This window comes from Collinsella aerofaciens, from assembly GCF_028206995.1.
GTDB classification, from domain to species: Bacteria; Actinomycetota; Coriobacteriia; order Coriobacteriales; family Coriobacteriaceae; genus Collinsella; species Collinsella aerofaciens_AQ.
In genome coordinates, this window is the sequence record NZ_JAQLFL010000003.1 from 90,636 (window position 1) to 108,478 (window position 17,843).

General features: G+C 61.7%; 18 protein-coding genes. 14 read left to right on the plus strand and 4 right to left on the minus strand.

Going from position 1 to position 17,843, the window contains the following annotated elements:
- The first annotated feature begins 1 nt into the window (after position 1).
- Complete coding sequence (locus PMX60_RS03505) at positions 2 to 1,999, plus strand: DNA gyrase/topoisomerase IV subunit B (protein ID WP_138374938.1); 1,998 nt, start codon at positions 2 to 4, stop codon at positions 1,997 to 1,999.
- A 45-nt stretch (positions 2,000 to 2,044) separates the two neighbouring features.
- Positions 2,045 to 4,285, plus strand: coding sequence for a DNA gyrase subunit A (locus PMX60_RS03510; RefSeq protein WP_040358715.1), 2,241 nt, complete (start codon positions 2,045 to 2,047; stop codon positions 4,283 to 4,285).
- Between the two features lie 796 nt (positions 4,286 to 5,081).
- Here the strand turns inward: PMX60_RS03510 and PMX60_RS03515 are convergent.
- A complete protein-coding gene (locus tag PMX60_RS03515) occupies positions 5,082 to 5,612 on the minus strand; it encodes a flavodoxin family protein (protein WP_271746905.1) in 531 nt (176 codons plus the stop codon).
- 615 nt (positions 5,613 to 6,227) lie between these two features.
- Here PMX60_RS03515 and PMX60_RS03520 point away from each other — a divergent pair.
- Positions 6,228 to 6,647: a YjdF family protein gene (locus PMX60_RS03520; protein ID WP_195233026.1), complete on the plus strand. Its 420-nt coding sequence runs from the start codon at positions 6,228 to 6,230 to the stop codon at positions 6,645 to 6,647.
- Between the two features lie 208 nt (positions 6,648 to 6,855).
- Here PMX60_RS03520 and PMX60_RS03525 read toward each other — a convergent pair whose 3' ends face one another.
- Positions 6,856 to 7,305 (minus strand): hypothetical protein, encoded by a 450-nt coding sequence (locus PMX60_RS03525; protein WP_196026013.1) that lies wholly within the window; start codon positions 7,303 to 7,305, stop codon positions 6,856 to 6,858.
- A gap of 456 nt (positions 7,306 to 7,761) precedes the next feature.
- Here PMX60_RS03525 and PMX60_RS03530 point away from each other — a divergent pair, with 456 nt between their 5' ends.
- Genes PMX60_RS03530 through PMX60_RS03555 form a run of 6 tightly spaced genes read left to right on the plus strand, consistent with a single transcriptional unit; the run spans position 7,762 to position 12,385 of the window.
- Positions 7,762 to 8,490: a lantibiotic protection ABC transporter ATP-binding protein gene (locus PMX60_RS03530; RefSeq protein WP_271746906.1), complete on the plus strand. Its 729-nt coding sequence runs from the start codon at positions 7,762 to 7,764 to the stop codon at positions 8,488 to 8,490.
- Positions 8,487 to 9,257, plus strand: a complete 771-nt coding sequence (locus tag PMX60_RS03535) for an ABC-2 family transporter permease (protein ID WP_055309960.1) — start codon at positions 8,487 to 8,489, stop codon at positions 9,255 to 9,257. Before PMX60_RS03530 ends, PMX60_RS03535 begins: the two co-directional genes overlap by 4 nt.
- Complete coding sequence (locus PMX60_RS03540) at positions 9,257 to 10,072, plus strand: ABC-2 family transporter permease (protein ID WP_227789912.1); 816 nt, start codon at positions 9,257 to 9,259, stop codon at positions 10,070 to 10,072. The genes PMX60_RS03535 and PMX60_RS03540 overlap by 1 nt, the downstream gene beginning before the upstream one ends.
- A complete protein-coding gene (locus PMX60_RS03545) occupies positions 10,065 to 10,253 on the plus strand; it encodes a hypothetical protein (protein ID WP_271746907.1) in 189 nt (62 codons plus the stop codon). The genes PMX60_RS03540 and PMX60_RS03545 overlap by 8 nt, the downstream gene beginning before the upstream one ends.
- A 45-nt stretch (positions 10,254 to 10,298) precedes the next feature.
- A complete protein-coding gene (locus PMX60_RS03550) occupies positions 10,299 to 10,961 on the plus strand; it encodes a response regulator transcription factor (protein WP_227789913.1) in 663 nt (220 codons plus the stop codon).
- Positions 10,962 to 10,987: 26 nt separating this feature from the next.
- The gene (locus PMX60_RS03555) at positions 10,988 to 12,385 is read left to right on the plus strand and encodes a sensor histidine kinase (RefSeq protein ID WP_271746908.1); all 1,398 of its coding nucleotides are present in this window, start codon (positions 10,988 to 10,990) and stop codon (positions 12,383 to 12,385) included.
- A gap of 392 nt (positions 12,386 to 12,777) precedes the next feature.
- Here PMX60_RS03555 and PMX60_RS03560 read toward each other — a convergent pair whose 3' ends face one another.
- Together PMX60_RS03560 and PMX60_RS03565 are read right to left on the minus strand one after the other, a co-directional pair.
- Positions 12,778 to 13,278 (minus strand): hypothetical protein, encoded by a 501-nt coding sequence (locus PMX60_RS03560; RefSeq protein ID WP_271746910.1) that lies wholly within the window; start codon positions 13,276 to 13,278, stop codon positions 12,778 to 12,780.
- Positions 13,279 to 13,344: 66 nt separating this feature from the next.
- Entirely contained in the window at positions 13,345 to 14,481 is a 1,137-nt protein-coding gene (locus PMX60_RS03565; protein ID WP_271746912.1) for a helix-turn-helix transcriptional regulator, read from the minus strand.
- A 180-nt stretch (positions 14,482 to 14,661) separates the two neighbouring features.
- Between PMX60_RS03565 and PMX60_RS03570 the strand changes: the two genes are divergently transcribed.
- From PMX60_RS03570 to PMX60_RS03590, 5 genes are read left to right on the plus strand one after another with little or no spacing between them, the layout of a single operon-like run.
- Positions 14,662 to 14,871 carry a hypothetical protein gene (locus tag PMX60_RS03570; protein ID WP_117745737.1) on the plus strand — a complete coding sequence of 70 codons (210 nt, stop codon included), beginning with the start codon at positions 14,662 to 14,664 and terminating at the stop codon, positions 14,869 to 14,871.
- Complete coding sequence (locus tag PMX60_RS03575; protein WP_271746913.1) at positions 14,861 to 15,925, plus strand: site-specific integrase; 1,065 nt, start codon at positions 14,861 to 14,863, stop codon at positions 15,923 to 15,925. The genes PMX60_RS03570 and PMX60_RS03575 overlap by 11 nt, the downstream gene beginning before the upstream one ends.
- A complete protein-coding gene (locus PMX60_RS03580; RefSeq protein ID WP_271746914.1) occupies positions 15,918 to 16,367 on the plus strand; it encodes a plasmid mobilization protein in 450 nt (149 codons plus the stop codon). The genes PMX60_RS03575 and PMX60_RS03580 overlap by 8 nt, the downstream gene beginning before the upstream one ends.
- Complete coding sequence (locus PMX60_RS03585; protein ID WP_147330584.1) at positions 16,357 to 16,557, plus strand: hypothetical protein; 201 nt, start codon at positions 16,357 to 16,359, stop codon at positions 16,555 to 16,557. Before PMX60_RS03580 ends, PMX60_RS03585 begins: the two co-directional genes overlap by 11 nt.
- Positions 16,557 to 17,786, plus strand: coding sequence for a virulence-associated E family protein (locus PMX60_RS03590; RefSeq protein WP_271746915.1), 1,230 nt, complete (start codon positions 16,557 to 16,559; stop codon positions 17,784 to 17,786). Before PMX60_RS03585 ends, PMX60_RS03590 begins: the two co-directional genes overlap by 1 nt.
- Positions 17,787 to 17,843 lie beyond the last annotated feature (57 nt).

Below are 17,843 nucleotides of genomic sequence, written 5' to 3' on the forward strand. Positions count from 1 at the left end.
TATGGCAAAAAACACCGCAAATTATGGTAACGACAGTATCCGCCAGCTCAAGGACGAGGAGCGCGTACGCCTGCGCCCCGCCGTCATCTTTGGCTCGGACGGGCTCGACGGCTGCGCGCATGCCGCCTTCGAGATCCTGTCCAACGCCGTTGACGAGGCGCGCCAGGGCTACGGCAAGCTCATCACCCTTACCGCCTTTCGCGATGGCTCCATTCAGGTAGAGGACAACGGCCGCGGCTGCCCGCTCGACTGGAACCCTTCCGAGAAGCGCTTTAACTGGGAGCTCGTCTTTTGCGAGCTTTACGCCGGCGGCAAGTACAACAACAACCAGGGCGGCGACTACGACTTCTCGCTCGGTACCAACGGCCTGGGCTCGTGCGCGACCCAGTACGCCTCCGAATACATGGACGTCACGGTTTGGCGCGACGGCAACAAGTACTCCCTGCACTTTAAAAAGGGCAAGGTCGTTGGCGCCAAAAAGAAGGCACTCGAGATTGAGCCCAGCGACGAGGACCGTACCGGCACCACCATCAAATGGCGCCCCGATCTTGAGGTCTTTACCTCCATCAGCATCCCCCACGATTGGTATCGCGAGACCATGCGCCGCCAGGCCGTGGTCAACGCCAACGTGACCTTCCGCCTGCGCATTGAGGGCGACGATGGCGAGTTTTCCGAAGAGGACTTTTGCTATCCCAAGGGCATCGAAGACTACGTGCTCGAGAAGGTCGGTACCGACTACCTCACCGAGCCCTTCTTTATCGAGGCCGACCGTCGCGGTCGCGATCGCGAGGACCTGCCCGACTACAATGTAAAGATCACCGCGTGCATGTGCTTCTCGCGCACCATCATGATGCAGGAGTACTACCACAACTCATCGTGGCTCGAGAATGGCGGCTCGCCCGAGAAGGCCGCCCGCAGCGCTCTGACCAGTGCCATCGATGCTTACATTAAGCAACAGGGCAAGTACAACAAAAACGAGAGCGGCATTAAGTGGCAGGACGTCCAGGACTGTCTGGTGCTGGTGACCAACTGCTTCTCCACCCAGACGTCCTATGAAAACCAGACTAAGAAGGCCATCAACAACCGCTTTATCCAGCAGGCTATGACGGCCTTCTTTAAGGAGCGGCTCTCGACCTACCTAATCGAGAACAAAGACGCTGCCAACAAGATCATGGAGCAGGTGCTCATCAACAAGCGTTCGCGCGAGAACGCCGAGAAGACGCGTCAGAGCATCAAGACCAACCTACAGCAGAAGACCGACATGGCCAACCGCGTGCAGAAGTTCATCGACTGCCGCTCCAAGGACAAGAGCCGCCGCGAGATCTACATCGTAGAGGGCGACTCGGCAGCAGGCGCCATTCGCACCTCGCGCGATGCCGAGTTCCAAGGCGTTATGCCCGTCCGCGGTAAGATCCTCAACTGCCTGAAGGAAGACTATCCGCGCATCTTTAAGTCCGACATCATCATGGACCTCATGCGCGTGCTGGGCTGCGGCGTGGAGATCAAGGACAAGCGCATCAAAAACCTTGGTGCCTTTGACCTGGACAACCTCAACTGGAACAAGGTCATCATCTGTACGGACGCCGACGTCGACGGTTATCACATCCGTACGCTCGTGCTCACCATGCTCTACCGCCTGGTGCCCACGCTTATCGACGAGGGTTACGTGTATATCGCCGAATCGCCGCTCTACGAGATCAACTGCAAAGAGAAGACCTACTTTGCCTACACCGAGCTCGAGAAGAACGGCATCCTCAAGGAGATTGGCGACCAAAAGTGCTCCATCAACCGCTCCAAGGGTCTTGGTGAGAACGACCCGGACATGATGTGGCTCACCACCATGAACCCCGAGACGCGTCGCCTGATCAAGGTGGAGCCCGAGGACGTCACCAAGATGGAGACCATGTTCAATCTGTTGCTGGGCAACGACGAGGCAGGCCGCAAGCGCCATATCTCCGAGCACGGCAAGGAATACCTGGACCAGCTGGACCTGCAGTAACAGCAAATCGATAACGACGGCCCATAAGAAGTTCAAGAGGATATCGTGGCAAAGAAGAAGACGAAGAACCAGCCAAAGAAAAAGCAGGTCAACGCCGAGAACGTCATCGGCCTGCACTCCGAGGTCACCGACCAGCCGATCACGCAGACGCTCGAGGTCAACTACATGCCCTACGCCATGAGCGTCAACGTCTCGCGTGCGTTCCCCGAGATCGACGGCTTTAAGCCCTCGCACCGCAAGCTGCTCTACACCATGTACAAGATGGGTCTGCTCAAGGGCGAGCGCCAGAAGAGCGCCAACATCGTGGGCCAGACCATGAAGCTTAACCCGCACGGCGACGCCGCGATCTACGAGACGATGGTGCGTCTGGCCACCGGCAACGAGGCGCTTCTTGCCCCCTTCGTAGAGTCGAAGGGCAACTTTGGCAAGTACTATTCGGGCGACCTGAGCTACGCCGCCTCGCGTTATACCGAGGCCAAGCTCTCCCCCATCAGCGCCGAGATCTTCAAGGACATCGACAAGGACCCGGTCGACTTCGTCGACAGCTACGACGGTGCCATGAAGGAGCCGCGCCTGCTGCCCACCACGTTCCCCAACATCCTTGTCTCGGCCAACAAGGGCATCGGCGTCGCCATGGCGTCCGACATCTGCGGCTTCAACCTCAACGAGGTCTGCACCGCCACGATGCACTACCTGCAGGATCCCGACTGCGACCTGCTCGAGTACATGCCCATGCCCGACTTCTCGACCGGCGGCGAGATCATCTACCGCCGCGAGGAGATGGAGAAGATTATTGAGACCGGCCTGGGCAGCTTCCAGATCCGCTCCCGCTGGCGTTGGATTCCCGAAGAGCGCATCATCGAGGTCTACGAGATCCCCTACACCACCAAGACCGATGTCATCATCGAACGCATCGTCAAGCTCTCCAAGGAAGGCAAGGTCAAGGAGATCGCCGACATCCGCGACGAGACAGACCTTTCGGGTCTGCGCATCGCCATCGACCTTAAGCGCGGCGTCGACCCCGACAAGCTCATGGCCAAGCTCTATCGCTCGACCACGCTACAGGATTCGTTCTCGTGCAACTTCAACGTGCTCGTCGATGGCTATCCCCGTGTTATGGGCGTGCGCCAGATTCTGCACGAGTGGGTCAAATGGCGTATTGAGTCCACGCGTCGCCGCATTAACTTTGACCTGGGCAAAAAGTCCGAGCGCCTGCACCTGCTGCACGGCCTTGAGGCAATCTTGCTCGACATCGACAAGGCCATCGCCATCATCCGTGGCACCAAGCTTGAAGCCGAGGTCGTGCCCAACCTTATGAAGGGTTTCGACATCGACGAGACCCAGGCCGAGTTTGTTGCCGAGCTCAAGCTCCGCAACATTAACGAAGAGTACATCCTCAACCGCACCAAGGACATCGCCAAGCTTGAGAGCGAGATTGCCGAGCTTGAGGAGATCCTCTCCAGCGAGGAGAACATCAAGAAGGTCATCAGCGACGAGCTGGCCGCGGTCAACAAGAAATATGTGATGCCGCGTCGCACGGGCAGGATCGAGCCCCATGAGGTTATCGAGGTAAGCTTGGAGCCCGAGGTCGAGGAGTACCCGGTGACCATCATGCTCTCGCGCGATGGCTACCTTAAGAAGATGACGGACCGCGTGCTCAAGAAGGCGACCACGCTCAAGTACAAGGACGGCGACAAACCCTTTATCGAGTTCCCGTCCTCCAACACCCACGAGCTGCTGGTCTTTACCAACAAGAGCCAGGTGTACAAATGCAAGGTTGCGGCGTTTGAGGACACCAAGTCGGCCCAGCTGGGCTCGTACCTGCCGACCGATCTTGAGATGGAACCCGACGAGAGCGTCATCTGGGTCATCGACCCCGAGGACTATAAGGCCGACGTGCTGTTTGTCTTTGAGAACGGCCGCGTGGTGCGTGTCGCACTTTCTGGATACGTCACCAAGACCAACCGCAAGCGCCTCAAGAACGCCATCTACGGCGGCAGCAAGCTGCTGTATGCCCAGGTGCTCAAGGAAGACCGCGACATCGCACTGGTCTCGAGCGACTATCGTTTGATGAACTTCAACACGTCGTTGCTCAAGACCAAGACGACTACCAACACGCAGGGCGTCCAGGCCTTTACCGCCAAGAAGGGCCGCTCGGTCACCACCGTCGGCACAACCGAAGAGATCCTTGGCGCCGGCGTCTCGGCCGAGAAGTTCACCGCGCAGAGCCTCCCCTCAGCCGGTGCCCTCATGAAAGAAAACGACATGCCAAGTTTGTTTGACTAAAACAACGGCAGCCAAACCGTCATGGTTTTACAATGCAGCGGGGCCCGGAGCGCAGCAACATCGCGCTCCGGGCCCCGCTCGTTGCAACGTAGTCGGAATAATAGGAATCCCCGTTTTTCACTCCTGCAATCCCGCGGCACAAGACATGTTAAACCGTTAGCAAAACTTGCAAAAATTAGCAAAAGTTGCAAAAAGTAGCAAAACCTGCAAAGGGGCCACCATGGATCGCAGCAAATGTCTCCGCCATGCCAGGCATGCTCGAAGATATTATCGAGCGAACCAAAGAAGCGGCAGATAGCTACCTTTCACAGTCTCACGCGCGCATGAACGGCGTTCAAATTGGTCCAGTGGGCATCAATTGGACATATGTTCAAGAAGCCCAGGGCAACTGGCGCACGTGCATGAATGGCATCTTCAGGCAACTCGAGAAGCATGGCATCGGGCTTCTCTCGAAACGACCTATCGGGAGCTTTCCGATAAAGACATTGAGTTTTTGCTCGCGATGCTGCCCGATTCTGGCCCCAGCAGGACCTCGGAGATAGCCAAACGCATGGGCGTCGCCAGCAACTACGCAAGCCAATACAAACGCCGCCTCCTCGAGGACGGCGTTATCGGGGAACGTGGACGTGGCCTCGTCGGCTTTGACATACCCGCGTTCAGGGAGTTCCTGAGCGAGAAAGTCTCCTAGCACGCGGAGATTGTCCACAAGGGCAACGGTGCATGGCAATCAACGATTCACCCGGCAAGGACGGCAAGTACTTCCAATAACGCTGATTGCCATGCGTTCTTCTTGTCCTTAGGCGAGCTTGCGAGCGAGCTCTCGCACCTCTTCCAACTTGGGCGACGATGCCATGCTGTCGCGCTCGGTCATACCGCTGATGGTGACAATGCCCTGGTCCTCCCACTTGCAGTACGCGCAGGTTGACTTATACATAGCGATCGCCGCATCATAGACGCCCTCGCTATGGCTATCGAGCAAAAGGGCCGTCTTGGTGAACGGGAAGCCCGTAGCACCGAAGGCGTACAGGCGGTCGATGGCGGCCTTCTCCTGCGCAGTGATATCAAACCAGTAGATAGGCGAAGCGAAGACAACCATATCGGCGCCTTTCAGCGACTCGATCACGTCGGCCATGTCATCCTTCTGCACACAGGTGCCCTCATGGGTAAAGCAGTACTGGCATCCCAGACAACCAGCGATCTTTTTGCCGGCAACGCGGATGACCTCGACCGTATGGCCGGCCTCGCGCGCGGTCTCGGCAAAGGCCTCGACCATGGTGTCGGTATTGGCACCCTTGCGCGGGCTACCACTCAATACAACGATATTCATAGAAATCCCCCTCCTTCATGCCGCAGGCGCGCGGCACACATTTCGTTGTAACCAAAACAGATGAAGCTATTCAGTCGTCCGCAGGCCACATCTCTCGTTCGTGCTCTCTAGACAAGGCGCAAACGGTGCTGTACCCCCCCCTGTCGCGCTATATCCCTACGCAGTGTTCAGAACCCCTGCTCACCGAGCAGCACCGCGCGAGGTCCAGCACGAGTACGCCTTCCCGGGTACAGGGCTCATGCCCTATGCGGGAGATGAGGACCTTCGGGAACACGTCCCCGATGGGCAGAAGCGACGCGAGCTCCCCCTCAAGCATCAAGTTGATGCTCAAATCGCCTCTCACATACGCTCTCCTTCCCGGTTTCGAAACTCGAATTGATTTAAAGTTTCGAAACCGGGAAGGCAATATACAAAAGGATGTGTCGAGGAACGAATCTCAGCCACGTCATGTCGGCAGCGATGAAGGGCGCGTCCGCGCGTGCTACAATGCGGGCATCAGAGATGAAAACACAGTCCCCGTCGGGTAGTCGTGGGCGTGCGGGAGTCCGCATCAGTAACCTGCCTCCTTGGTTGTCCCTTCTCTGCATGGTTATCTACATAAAGGAGGAACCAGCCATGCAGATCAGCGTGTCGTCCACCCTGACCGTATATCACGACGGTCAATTCTGGGTCGGGCTGGCGGAGCACGTCGAGGGCGGAAAGTACGGCGTCGCCCGCATCGTCTTCGGCGCGGAGCCGTCCGATGAGGAGATCCTGCGATTCGTTACAAGCGAATGGGAGAAGCTCTCGTTCTTCGGCGACAAGGCCATTGAAACAAACAAGCCCGCGAAGAACCCCAAGCGGCGCGCCCGTGAGGCGGCGAAAGCCCTTAAGCGGCCCGCGATGAGCACCAAGGCGCAGCAGGCGCTCGCAGCACAGAGAGAAGCGATGAAACAGGAGTCAGCTCATGCAAGAAGCCGACGCCGCGCGGAAGAGGCTGATGCGCGCTTCGAGCAGCGAAAGCTGAAGCGCAAACAGAAGCATCGTGGGCATTGATTGCCATTTGCAGCAAGGCAAACCATATACAGCAGCGGCGCCAGTTCCACTTGAAGCCGACGCCGCGTAGACGCTGATGGTGACGGCTATGCACGGGCACGGGCGCGCCACCGCACTTCACAGCTTGTTTCTCAAGTATTTGGGACGCACGCGCGGCGTTCGAAAATGCGGAGCGACTCCGCATGGCTCGAGACTGAGCCGAGGTGCCCTACTTCTCGCCTTCCAGCAGGCCCACGATGCGATCGATGTCGACGGCAAAGCGGGGCCTTCCCTCGCGCTCATAGAGGTCAAGGTACGCCTGGCACTCGGAGACAATGCGTTTGGTGTTGCCATCGATGATGCGCTGGAGCGTCTCGTAGTAGGCCGAGCCCTCGGTCCTGAAGCGGCGCTGGTAGGCCTTGGTTATGGGGAACATCTTGATGTAGTGGATGCCGTGGCGGCAGCCGGGGCGCGTCGTGGGGCGGGGTGGCAACGCAAAGTACTGGTCTTTGGGCACGTTAGGGGCGATGTTGGAACGCAGCGGCACGGCGAAGTCCCTGCGCTTTCCGCGGAAACGCAGCCTCACCACCACGATGCAGGGGCGATTGTGCTTAAGCATGAGCTCACGGTCGCCATCGACGAGGTCGAAGAAGTCCTGGGAGATGGATACGATCTTCATCGGTTGCGCCCCCTTCATACGAAGCGGGGCCCGCATCGCTGCAGGCCCCTACAGGTGGGCGATATTCTACGCCTTGCGGCACCCCGTCGCCCACGGAGGTTAAACGTACACGTAAGCCGTACTCTGAAAGCCGCGGCTTCCGGCAAGTAGTTTATACCACGAAAGGTCGCTTTCGATGCGCCTAGCTCGCAAAATAACACTCGCTGGGCCGTCACCCCTGATCTTCTCGACCGTCTCCTCCGGGTACTTATTGCGTGCCACGGGCACCTCCGTCCTTGTTATCGCGATAAACATACCATGAGTGGCGTACGGGTCGAGAAGGGCTGGCGCCAAAAGAGCCCAACGGCCGTTACGGCTTCGTTAGAAACGCGCCCCACCATGGATGGTGAACCCGAAAGGTAAGGCGCGCGGGCACGGTGGCTCGGCCCGCGCGCCCGAAAGAGAAAGGACGAACCCATGGATTACATGCTCGAGACGCGCGGGCTCACCAAGCGCTTCGGCCGCGGCGACCAGGCGCAGGATGCCGTGGCCGACGTGAGTCTTCATATCCGCGAGGGCGAGGTGTACGGGCTGCTCGGCCCCAACGGCGCCGGCAAGTCGACAACGCTCAAGATGATCTGCGGGATGCTGCGGCCGACGGCCGGGGAGATCCTCTTTGCCGGGCACGCCTGGCGCCGCGAAGACCTCTACGCAATCGGCAGCCTCATCGAGGAGGCGCCGCTCTACCCCAACCTCACCGCGCGCGAGAACCTGCGCGTGCGCACCACGCTGCTGGACCTTCCCGAGAGCCGCATAGATGAGGTGCTCGCCGCCGTGGACCTCGCGGACACCGGGAAGAAGCGCGCCGGGCGCTTCTCAATGGGCATGCGGCAGCGCCTGGGGCTCGCGCTGGCGCTGATCGCCCGGCCACGCCTGCTCGTGCTCGACGAGCCCACCAACGGCCTCGACCCCATCGGCATCGAGGAGCTGCGCGACCAGATCCGCGGCTTCGCGGCGGCGGGCACGACGGTGATCGTCTCGAGCCACATCCTCTCCGAGGTGCAGCAGATGGCGGACACCATCGGCATCATCTGCGGAGGGCGCCTCGCCTACGAGGATGCGCTTCGGCCCGGGCAGGACCTCGAGGAACTCTTCATGAGCTTCTGCCGGGAAGGGCGACGAGCACGCGGGGAGGTGGCGGCATGACGGGCGAGAAAGGCGGCCTGCTCGCGGGCCTGCGCGCCGAGGCCCTGAAGTCGCGCCACGCGGCACCGGTTCGCCTGGCCGTGCTCATGGCGCTGCCGATGCCGCTGCTCGGCGCGATGCCCTACCGGGGCGTGCAGATCTTCAGCGCGTGGAACTACTGGTACGCGCTCTTCCTGCCCGTGTCTCTCTCACTCGTGGTGGCGTGCGTCGCGCGGGCGGACGCTCGTACGCGGATGCGGGGGCTTCTGGGCCTGGGCTTCCCGCTCGGGCGCGCCTGGTGGGCCAAGGCGCTCTGGTGCCTCGCACTCTGCATGCTCTCGAACCTCGTGGTCTTCGGCATCTACCTCGCGGGATCGGCGTTCTCCTCGCAGGGCCTCACGGCCGCGGGCACGCTCACGATGCTCCTCTGCGCGCTCACCAACACGGTGACCGCGGCGTGGATGATCCCCGCAGGGCTCTTCCTCACGGCGCGGCTCGGCATGCTCGCGGGCATCTTCTGCCCGCTCGCCGCACAGCTCGTGGGTGGGTTCGCTTGGTCGCTGATGCCGCTGCCGCAGCTCTTTCCGCCGTCGGCGAGCATGGTCATCCCCACGAGCTTCATCCCCGTGCTGCCGAGCGGCGAGCCACTCGCGGCGGACATGGCGCTCGGCGGGGCGCTCACGGCGGACGGCATGCTCACACTGGCGGGCCTTGCGGTCTGCGCGCTCGCGTTCGCCGCGCTCACGGCGGCGGGCGCGGCCTGGTTCGCACGCTCCGAGGAGAGGTGATGGCCATGACACGACTCTCCGACCCGACGCCGCGCATGACTCTCCCGCGGGCCCTGCTCTCCGAGGCCCTGCGCCTGGCGCGCTCCCCGCTCACGGCAGTGCACCTCGTCTGCGGCCTGGCAGCCGGTCTTGCCTGCGGCGAGTACTTCTCCATAGCCCGATGGGACCCGGCGCTGGGCGCAGACGCCTACGCCCAGTTCCTCGGCGCCCTCATGCCGCTCATGTCCGCCATCGTCTGCGGGCTCGCCGTGGACGAGGAGCGCGCTGCCGGGCGCCTCGCCAACCTCACGGCAGTCCCCTCGCGCGGGCGCGCCGTCGCGGCGAAGCTGCTCGCCCTTGCGGCGCTCGGCGCGGGCGCGCTGGCCGTGGCGCTCGGCGTGTTCGGGGCCGTGCTCGCCGTTGCCGGGCGCCTGCCGCTCGGGCCCGCTCCACTTGCGGCCACTTGGGCGGGCATCGTGCTGGGCAGCCTGCCCCTCTACGCGCTGGGGCTCGGCGTGGCTCTGCGCTTCGGCCGCAACGCCACCATCGGCGCCGGCGCGGCGGGGGTGCTCCTCGCGTTCTTCTCAGTGGGCGGACTTGCACACGGCCTCATGACCGGCGAGCTCACCGGTGCCCTGGCGACGCCCCTGAGCTGGGTGCCGCTCGCCTGGCCCGCGCGCCTGGGGTCGCTCGGGGTAGAGGCCTTCATCGACGCCGCACGCGCGGCGGGCCCTCTCCTCACGACTGCGCTCGCTGGCCTCGTGCTCACCCTGGCAACCGCCGCCGTCCTTATCGCCTGGTTCTGCCGCTTCGAGGACGGGAGGGCAGATGCGTAGGAAGCCGCTCGCCGCCGTGCTCGCCCTCCTCTCCGCAGCGCTCGTCCTGGGCGGGAATGCCCCGCTCGTCGCCGGCTGGGGGTCGGCGCTGCGCTCGATCGCCGACCGCGTGCTGCCCAACCCTGAGATCGCCATGTGGGCGCCCGCGCCCGCGGCTGCGCGCGGGGCTCTGGACCGCTGAGCGCGGCGCAAGTACAATGCCGACGGGAGTTTCAGGAGGTCGAACATGGCGAGGATACTGGCAGTGGATGATGAACGGGCGATCCTCGACGCGCTCGCGCGCGTCCTCGGCCGCGACGGCCATGAGGTCGTCAAGGCAGCGGACCCGACGGCGGTCCTGGAGATGGACCTCTCGCGCTTCGACCTCGTGCTCTGCGACGTCATGATGCCGGGGCTCGACGGCTTCGAGCTCGTGCGGCAGATCCGCCCGGACTTCGACGGGCCCATCATCTTCCTGACCGCGCGCGTGGCCGAGGAGGACGCCGTGGCCGGCTACGGCCTGGGCGCCGACGACTACGTCCGCAAGCCCTTCGGGGCCGCGGAGCTGCGCGCCAAGGTCGCGGCCCATCTACGCCGTGAGCGCCGGCCGCGCTCGCACGCCCTCTCCTTCGGGGAGGTGCGGATCGACCTCGGGGCGCGCGGCCTCGCCGTGGGCGACGAGGCCGTGCCGCTCACGCCCACCGAGTACGCCATCTGCGAGTACCTCGCCCGCCACCCCGGGCAGGTCATGAGCCGCGCACAGATACGCGAGGCGGTGCTCGGCTGGGAGAGCGACGCCGACGACGCGGCCATATCCATGCAGGTCAGCCGCGCCCGGAGGAAACTCTCCGAGGCCGGCGCCGATCCGATCGCGACCGTCTGGGGGATGGGGTACAAGTGGCAGCTCTGAGGACCGGGGCGCGAGGTCGCGGGGGCATGCCGCTCTCCTTCGTCATCGCGCGCTACTTCGCCTACGCGTTCGCTGCGGTCGCCACGGCGTGGCTCGCCGCGTTCATGGCGCTCTCCGCGGCGATCAACGCGGGCTTCGTCTACGAGGCAAGCTGGGGGCCGGCCAATGCGCGCGAGGTCGCGGAGGGCCTGGCACGCGACGGCGTCTGCGGGCAGCAGGACGTGCCGACGGCGTACCGCTACCTCATCCTGAATAAGGACGGATACGTGCTGATGACAGACCTCGAGGGCACGCGGCTCGAGGACGCGACGGAAATGGCCCGTGCGGCACTCGCCGCGGATCCGGGCACAGTGGAGATCGAGGGCGGAGGCTCGGGCCTCACCTACGCCGCGTTCCCGCTCAAGGGCGGCGGGGCCTGCGCACTCGTCAGCGAGTACCTGCCGCAGTGGGTCTCGCGCGACCTCGCCGGCCTGCTTCCCAACCCGCAGAACCTCATGCTCGTCGGCGCCGCTGCGGGAAGCGCGCTCGCGCTCGCGCTCGTGGCGCGCCGTGCGAGCCGCGTGATCTCGCGCAAGATGGCGCCGCTCGCGGAGGCAGCGGGGCGCGTCGGCGCGGGGGATCTCGACTTCGCGGTCGGCAGCACTAACGTGCGCGAGGTGAACGACGTCCTCGCCGCGATGGACGCCATGCGGACCTCCCTCGCCGAGTCGCTCGAGGCCCGCTGGGCCGCGGAGCGGGGGCAGCGCGAGCAGGTGGCGTCGCTCGCCCACGACCTCAAGACGCCGCTCACCGTGCTGCGCGCCAACGCCGACTTCGTGGCGGAGGAGCTGGAAGACGAGAAAGACGCCGACCTCGCGGCCGCCGCGCGCGACATAGCCGGCAGTGTCGAAAGGCTCGACGGCTACGTGCGCCTGCTCATCGAGGCCTCGCGCGGGTCCGGCGGGGCGGAGAGGGCCCCCATGCGGCCAGCCGAGCTCTGCGAGCAGGTCCTCGCCGAGGCCGCCCAGATCACCCGGGCGCGAGGCGTGACGCTCGACGCGACCACGGGCCCTGCTGTCGCGGGCGCGCCCGAGGCCCCGCTCGACCGAACCGCCCTGGCGCGAGCCGCCGCGAACCTCGTGGCCAACGCCGCCGAGCACGCGCGCTCGCGCGTGGCGGTCTCCTGCGACGTCGAGGGCGGCCACCTCGTCATCGAGGTGGCCGACGACGGACCGGGCTTCTCTCCCGCCGCCCTCGAACGCGGCTGCGAGCGCCTCTTCACAGACGACTCCTCCCGCTCCTCGCGCGACGGAGGCCGCCACTACGGGCTCGGCCTCCACGCCGCCTCCGAGGCCGCGAGCGCCCACGGGGGCTCCGTCTCGCTCGCCAACAGCCCCTCGGGCGGCGCGGTGGCCACCATCGCGGTCCCCCTGTGCGGGGCCTGACGACTCAGGCCCTCACAGCGGCGTGGCTCGCAACCAAACGCTTCCATCTTGAAACACGGGGAGTAAATCGCGAAATCGCAGGTGAAAGAGAGTAAAAAGGCAAAGAAAAAGCCTCCGTTCCAACATGGGAACGGAGGCTCGATAATCGAGTTTACTCACCAATGTCGCTGGTGGTTTTGCCGTAACTCTCGTACGAAACGAAACTCAGGAGCACAGTGCGGCACTCAAAAGTGCAGGTCAGAACCCTGTCAGCCTACTCCCACTCGATAACGAGCGCCGCAGCTAGAAAGGCAGCTCACTTTTTTACAATGCAAGCTAACAGGCGTTTCTTCGACGGAATTTGGTCCTCATTTGGTCCTCACGCATAAAACGAAAAGGTTGATTCGAGATCTTTAATCAGCTGGATCATCCTTCGTCAGACATTTGACCCAGCGATATTTTTCATCATCAAGGCGCGAAACCAACTCATGGCAATCTCTGTAGCGCAATGCTATAGGTTTAGGAAATAGATCGTCTTTTACAGAAGCAATCAGCTCGCGAGGCGCATTGTTATCTACCAGCGAGATCATTGCAAGAACGTACCCGCTATAGAGACCATCTACATAGCCTGTTTGATGCAAATTTTCAATAAGTAAATCATTCGGCAAGCCGCCATACCCACTTGGCACTAGGCCTTCTTCTACGAGTTGAGAAGACCAGAGGGACATAATCTCGTCCTCGTCTTTCTTGCTCAGTTTTCCTAGAAGATCATCAAAATCGATACCCTGAACTTTATCGTTAAGGTATGCAAACAGGATTCGAATGAAACTCTTAGCCATCGAAGACAGCTCGCGATTGATTTCTTCCTTTAGCTCATTGGCGACTCCATCGCCCAATTTCGTTTCTTTATTCATATCCTCTCCCTTCCCAACAGCTTGCCCCAAAGCAATATGTTCCGACCCGCCAATGGCAGAAACTTGCTAAGCAAGCGCATATCCCCTCTTGAAACGTTCGTCGAAGGGACAGAAATCGCTATAAACATGACCGTCAATAAGCAGCGAACCATTCGGTTGGCGTATCGTATGCTGCCGAAACTTATCGACATAGTCATCGGACTTATCATGTTCGAAATAGCTGAACCGATCGAGCCACTCGTCGTATTCATCGGCCCACTTCACACGAGTCACGTACTTCTTTGCCCATTCAAAAAGAAAAGAGTCGGAAACAGGTCCCCTCGCGAGGAGCACTGGGCCGTCTTCCAGCTGAACCGGAATCAACCCATATGAGGCCGAAAGCTGAAATAATGCGTGGGCCGCTTGGACAGGACTACCGAAATCGGTAAATACTAGCGCCCCTCTCTTCACGCCAAGAGCAGCAGACAGTTTTTGGAGTGCAGCGAATTTTGGCACCCTAGCCCCTTGTTCATACGAACGTAGCGTTGCAAGGGAAAGATCGGTCTCTCGAGCCAAATCCGGCTGAGTCTTCGCAGGAGTGCACCGCGCCCTTAGCTCGGGCAGTTTCTTCGACTGCATTCTATTCTGCCAGGGCGTAATCAGTATCCAGGACTCTCGCGGATCGTACTCGTAGCGCAAGGGAAACTGGGACGGGTCAAAGTCAGCCGCGAAGTTGTCCTTCCATCTTTCATAATCATCCCGGTCGGAGTCGCTCTCAACCTGAGCATACTGAGCAGCCCATTTCTTCAGGAACGCCTTCATGAAAGATGAAGTCGGCTTGAGCGCAGAATAGCGCTCATTTGCAACGGGCTCGAACCCGTATGTCGCAGCAAATTGAAAGAAAGCCTGAGCAATTAGGTCCGTATCACTGAAATCGTAGTAGCGAAGCGCCTCGGCTCGTATGCCAAAGGCGCTCGCAAGCCCCTCAAGATGCTCCTCTTTCGGGGCCGACTTCATCAGCTCGTAATTCCTTAAGGCCGATTCCGGGATTCCCGCCGCCTGCGCAGCCACCTTTCGGGTCCATTTACGCGCCGAGCGGAGGCAAAACAGTTTCTGAGATAGTTGCTGCCTCCCCCAGCGCTTGCTCGTTTGTTCCCACTCCCTGTCGGCCGCAAACGACGACAGGGCCTCCGAGATTGTACCGACGTAGTCGACGGCAGTCATTCAGATACACCTCCAAAGAATAGCTGCCCTTAAGTCTACACGCGAAATCTAGTGCGTACAAAAAATGTAGGAGATGTGGTCAGATTGGAAATAATCCAGTTTTCGTCGTAGCTAATACCTTTCTTGTACATAATCGAGACAAGGGGCAACAGGTGTCCCATCCTAGAAAGGAGACTACATATGACACGTCAGCTTATCGGCGCGGAGGAGGTTGCCGAGATCACGGGCATGAGCAAGTCCTATTCGTTCAAGCTGATCAAGACTTTGAATGCAGAGCTTGCAGCTCAGGGGATCATGACCATCCCCGGGAAGGTCCAGCGCTCGTATTTCGAGGCACGCCTTCTCTCCACCCCTTCTAAGCAGAAGGTGGCGATGGCCCATGTCGGTTAGCCGCGACAAGAAGCGCGGGACCTGGACAGTCGAGGCTTGGTATCGCAACTCTATGGGCGAGCGTCATAAGAAGACGAAGCGCGGGTTCGCCTCCAAGAAGGAGGCTGTGGCTTGGGAGCGCGACTTCCTCGCCTCCTGCGACGAGCGTGTCGAGGTCACCGTCGAGGCCTTCGTCAAAACCATGTACGCACGTGACATCTACCCTCGACTGCGAGTCGGCACCAGGCTCACCAAGGATGCCATTATCGACAAGTACATCCTGCCCATTTTTGGCCCCATGCGCCTTTGTGACGTCAAGGCTGCGGACGTGGTGCGTTGGGAGAATTGGCTCCTTGAGCAGAACCTGTCGCAGAGCTATCTCCACACCATCTGCAACCAGTTCTCAGCCATCTTCAACCACGCCGTCCGATTCTACCGCCTGCCCCAGAATCCCATGTTGGCGGCGGGAAAGGTCGGCTCCAAGCGCCCCGAGAAGGAGATGCTCTACTGGACCCCTGCCGAGTTCAAGCGCTTCTCCCAGGCCATCGAGGACAAGCCGCTCATCTACCTTGCATTCCTCACGCTCTACCTCTCGGGCTGTCGCGAGGGCGAGCTCCTCGCCCTCCGTCCGGAAGGCATCGACTTCAATCTCAACGTTATCCGTATCCGTCATTCCTACGCCCGCATCAAGGGCGAGGACGTTATCGGTCCACCCAAGACGCGCGCCTCGAAGCGGGACATCGTCATGCCGAGCCTCCTTCGTGAGGAGCTGCGTGATTATCTGTCGACACATCCCGAGATCGCCCCTACCGACCGGCTCTTCCCCGTCACGAAGCACGCGTTGTCGCATGAGATGAAGAGGGGTTGCGAGCTCTCGGGCGTGAAGCGCATCCGCATCCACGACATCCGCCACTCTCACGTCAGTGCGCTCATCAACAGCGGCTACTCGCCCACGGCGATCGCCGACCGCATGGGTCACGAGACCGCCGAGGTCACGGAGATGTACTCGCATCTTTTCCCCTCGACCCAGCACGACCTCGTGGAGGCGCTGGACGAGGTGATGTCGGATGTCTAGGCCGATTGTGGACGCCAAGGGACGCCGTCGCTGCAAGACCATCGCCTTCCGCATGTCGCCCGCAGAAGCGGACCAGCTCGACCTCCGCGTCGCTTTGAGCGGTCTGTCGAAGCAGGACTTCATCGCGAGAAGACTGCTGGAAGGCACTTTTACTGTGGTTGCAACCACCCGTATGCGCAAGGCGGTTAAGGAGCGCATGGGACCTGTCGTAGCGGAACTCCGGCGTATCCGGCGCGCAGGAGATATGGACGACGAGCTCGTCGAGTCGCTTGAGACGCTCGCCGCCTTTGCCGGATCGTTCGCGCCCGAGCGCTCCCCCGTGGAGCTTGAAGACGCCCTCATCGCAAACCTGGGTCTGGACGACGGCCTCCCCTACCAAAGCTCGGCCGTCGTCCAAAAACATGAGCCCACACGTAAGGAGGACTCTGTCGATGAATCTTAGCATGATGAATTCCGCCCGACGCCGCGCCGTCTTGCGCGACTACCGCCTCGACCACCCCTTGTCGGAGGAAGAGCTGGTCGAGCGCCTTATCGACACGGAGCTTCGCCTCCGCCGGCTCGAAGCACTTGCCTCCGCCAAGAACCACCCCATCAATGGCCCTCGCCGTCACCATTCTTGTGAGGCGATCTGATGGGCACGCAGAAGCACGACGACGCCCCCGAGCCGCAGTCCCCGGAGCGCCGCTCCCCGCCGACGGTCAACGAGATCGTCGAGGAGCTCAAGTCTCTTCCCCTGAACGTCGGCTACAACCGTCTCGCGAACGAGCTCTTCAAGACTGGGCCCCTGCCCTGGGATGCAGATTCGCAGGAACGCCGGTGGCGCGATAGCGACGACGCACGGCTCTTCGCCCTCCTCCAGCAGATCATCTCTCTCCAGAAGGAGAAGTTCATGCTGCTCGCGCTGACCATCGTCGGCGAGGACAACGCCTATGACCCGCTCGTTGCCATGCTCGATACCCTCACCTGGGACGGCATCCCGCGCGTAGGGACACTCCTCAATGTCTACCTTGGCGCGGAGAGGAACGCATACGTCTCGGAGGTCGAGCGCATCTTGTTCTGCGAGGGCATCGCCCGCGTCTACAGCCCGGGCTGCAAGGCCGATTACATGCCCATCCTGTGCGGTGCCGGAGGCATCGGCAAGTCCTCCTTCGCGAGGGGCCTCGCCATGCGCGACGAGTATTTCAGCGACTCCGTGATCAACCTCGGCGACGTCAAGCTCACGGGCGAGCAGAACCGGGGCAAGTGGATTGTCGAGATCCCCGAGCTCAACGGCATGTCCGAGCGCTCCGTCGAGAGCGTGAAGGCCGGGATCACACGTCAGGTAGATGAGTTCCGGGGAGCCTACTGTCGACGGACGGAAGCTTTCCCCCGGCGCGTAGTCTTCGTCGGCACCACGAACGAGGCCGACTTCATCCGCGAGCGGACGAGCGGCGCAAGGCGCTTCCTCCCGGTGCTCTGCGGCATCGAGCGCACGGAGAAGTCCGTCTTCGACGAGGGCTTTCCTACCGCCATCCGGCAGGCATGGGCAGAGGCCCGCACGTGGATGAAGACGGGCGACCCCCGTTTCTCGACCGTCCTCACGCCCGAGATGGAGGTCGAGGCAACCGCACAGCGCGGACGTTTTGTCGAGGAGGACCCCTGTGTTCAGAAGGTCCTCGCATATCTTCCCGGCAACACCGACCGTCCCATGTGCACGTTCGAAATCCTCGACAAGGCCCTCCACCTTGAGAAGACCAAGGCCAACTGCAAGATGGTCAGCCGCATCCTCTCGTCGCAGTGCCCCGGATGGGTTCCGGGCAACAAGCGCCTCTGCCCTCCATACGGCAAGCAACGCTGTTGGGTGTTCCGGGAAACGGATTAGGGCCGATTGGGTGCCGCAGCATGTCGCAGCGGCACCCTGTCCACCGCCCTTCACCTG

Coding starts and splice junctions, on each gene's coding strand:
- PMX60_RS03505 (WP_138374938.1), top strand. CDS start 2: ATGGCAAAAAACACCGCAAATTATGGTAACGACAGTATCCGCCAGCTC.
- PMX60_RS03515 (WP_271746905.1), bottom strand. CDS start 5,612: ATGAATATCGTTGTATTGAGTGGTAGCCCGCGCAAGGGTGCCAATACC.
- PMX60_RS03520 (WP_195233026.1), top strand. CDS start 6,228: ATGCAGATCAGCGTGTCGTCCACCCTGACCGTATATCACGACGGTCAA.
- PMX60_RS03525 (WP_196026013.1), bottom strand. CDS start 7,305: ATGAAGATCGTATCCATCTCCCAGGACTTCTTCGACCTCGTCGATGGC.
- PMX60_RS03530 (WP_271746906.1), top strand. CDS start 7,762: ATGGATTACATGCTCGAGACGCGCGGGCTCACCAAGCGCTTCGGCCGC.
- PMX60_RS03535 (WP_055309960.1), top strand. CDS start 8,487: ATGACGGGCGAGAAAGGCGGCCTGCTCGCGGGCCTGCGCGCCGAGGCC.
- PMX60_RS03540 (WP_227789912.1), top strand. CDS start 9,257: ATGGCCATGACACGACTCTCCGACCCGACGCCGCGCATGACTCTCCCG.
- PMX60_RS03545 (WP_271746907.1), top strand. CDS start 10,065: ATGCGTAGGAAGCCGCTCGCCGCCGTGCTCGCCCTCCTCTCCGCAGCG.
- PMX60_RS03550 (WP_227789913.1), top strand. CDS start 10,299: ATGGCGAGGATACTGGCAGTGGATGATGAACGGGCGATCCTCGACGCG.
- PMX60_RS03555 (WP_271746908.1), top strand. CDS start 10,988: ATGCCGCTCTCCTTCGTCATCGCGCGCTACTTCGCCTACGCGTTCGCT.
- PMX60_RS03560 (WP_271746910.1), bottom strand. CDS start 13,278: ATGAATAAAGAAACGAAATTGGGCGATGGAGTCGCCAATGAGCTAAAG.
- PMX60_RS03565 (WP_271746912.1), bottom strand. CDS start 14,481: ATGACTGCCGTCGACTACGTCGGTACAATCTCGGAGGCCCTGTCGTCG.
- PMX60_RS03570 (WP_117745737.1), top strand. CDS start 14,662: ATGACACGTCAGCTTATCGGCGCGGAGGAGGTTGCCGAGATCACGGGC.
- PMX60_RS03575 (WP_271746913.1), top strand. CDS start 14,861: ATGTCGGTTAGCCGCGACAAGAAGCGCGGGACCTGGACAGTCGAGGCT.
- PMX60_RS03580 (WP_271746914.1), top strand. CDS start 15,918: ATGTCTAGGCCGATTGTGGACGCCAAGGGACGCCGTCGCTGCAAGACC.
- PMX60_RS03585 (WP_147330584.1), top strand. CDS start 16,357: ATGAATCTTAGCATGATGAATTCCGCCCGACGCCGCGCCGTCTTGCGC.
- PMX60_RS03590 (WP_271746915.1), top strand. CDS start 16,557: ATGGGCACGCAGAAGCACGACGACGCCCCCGAGCCGCAGTCCCCGGAG.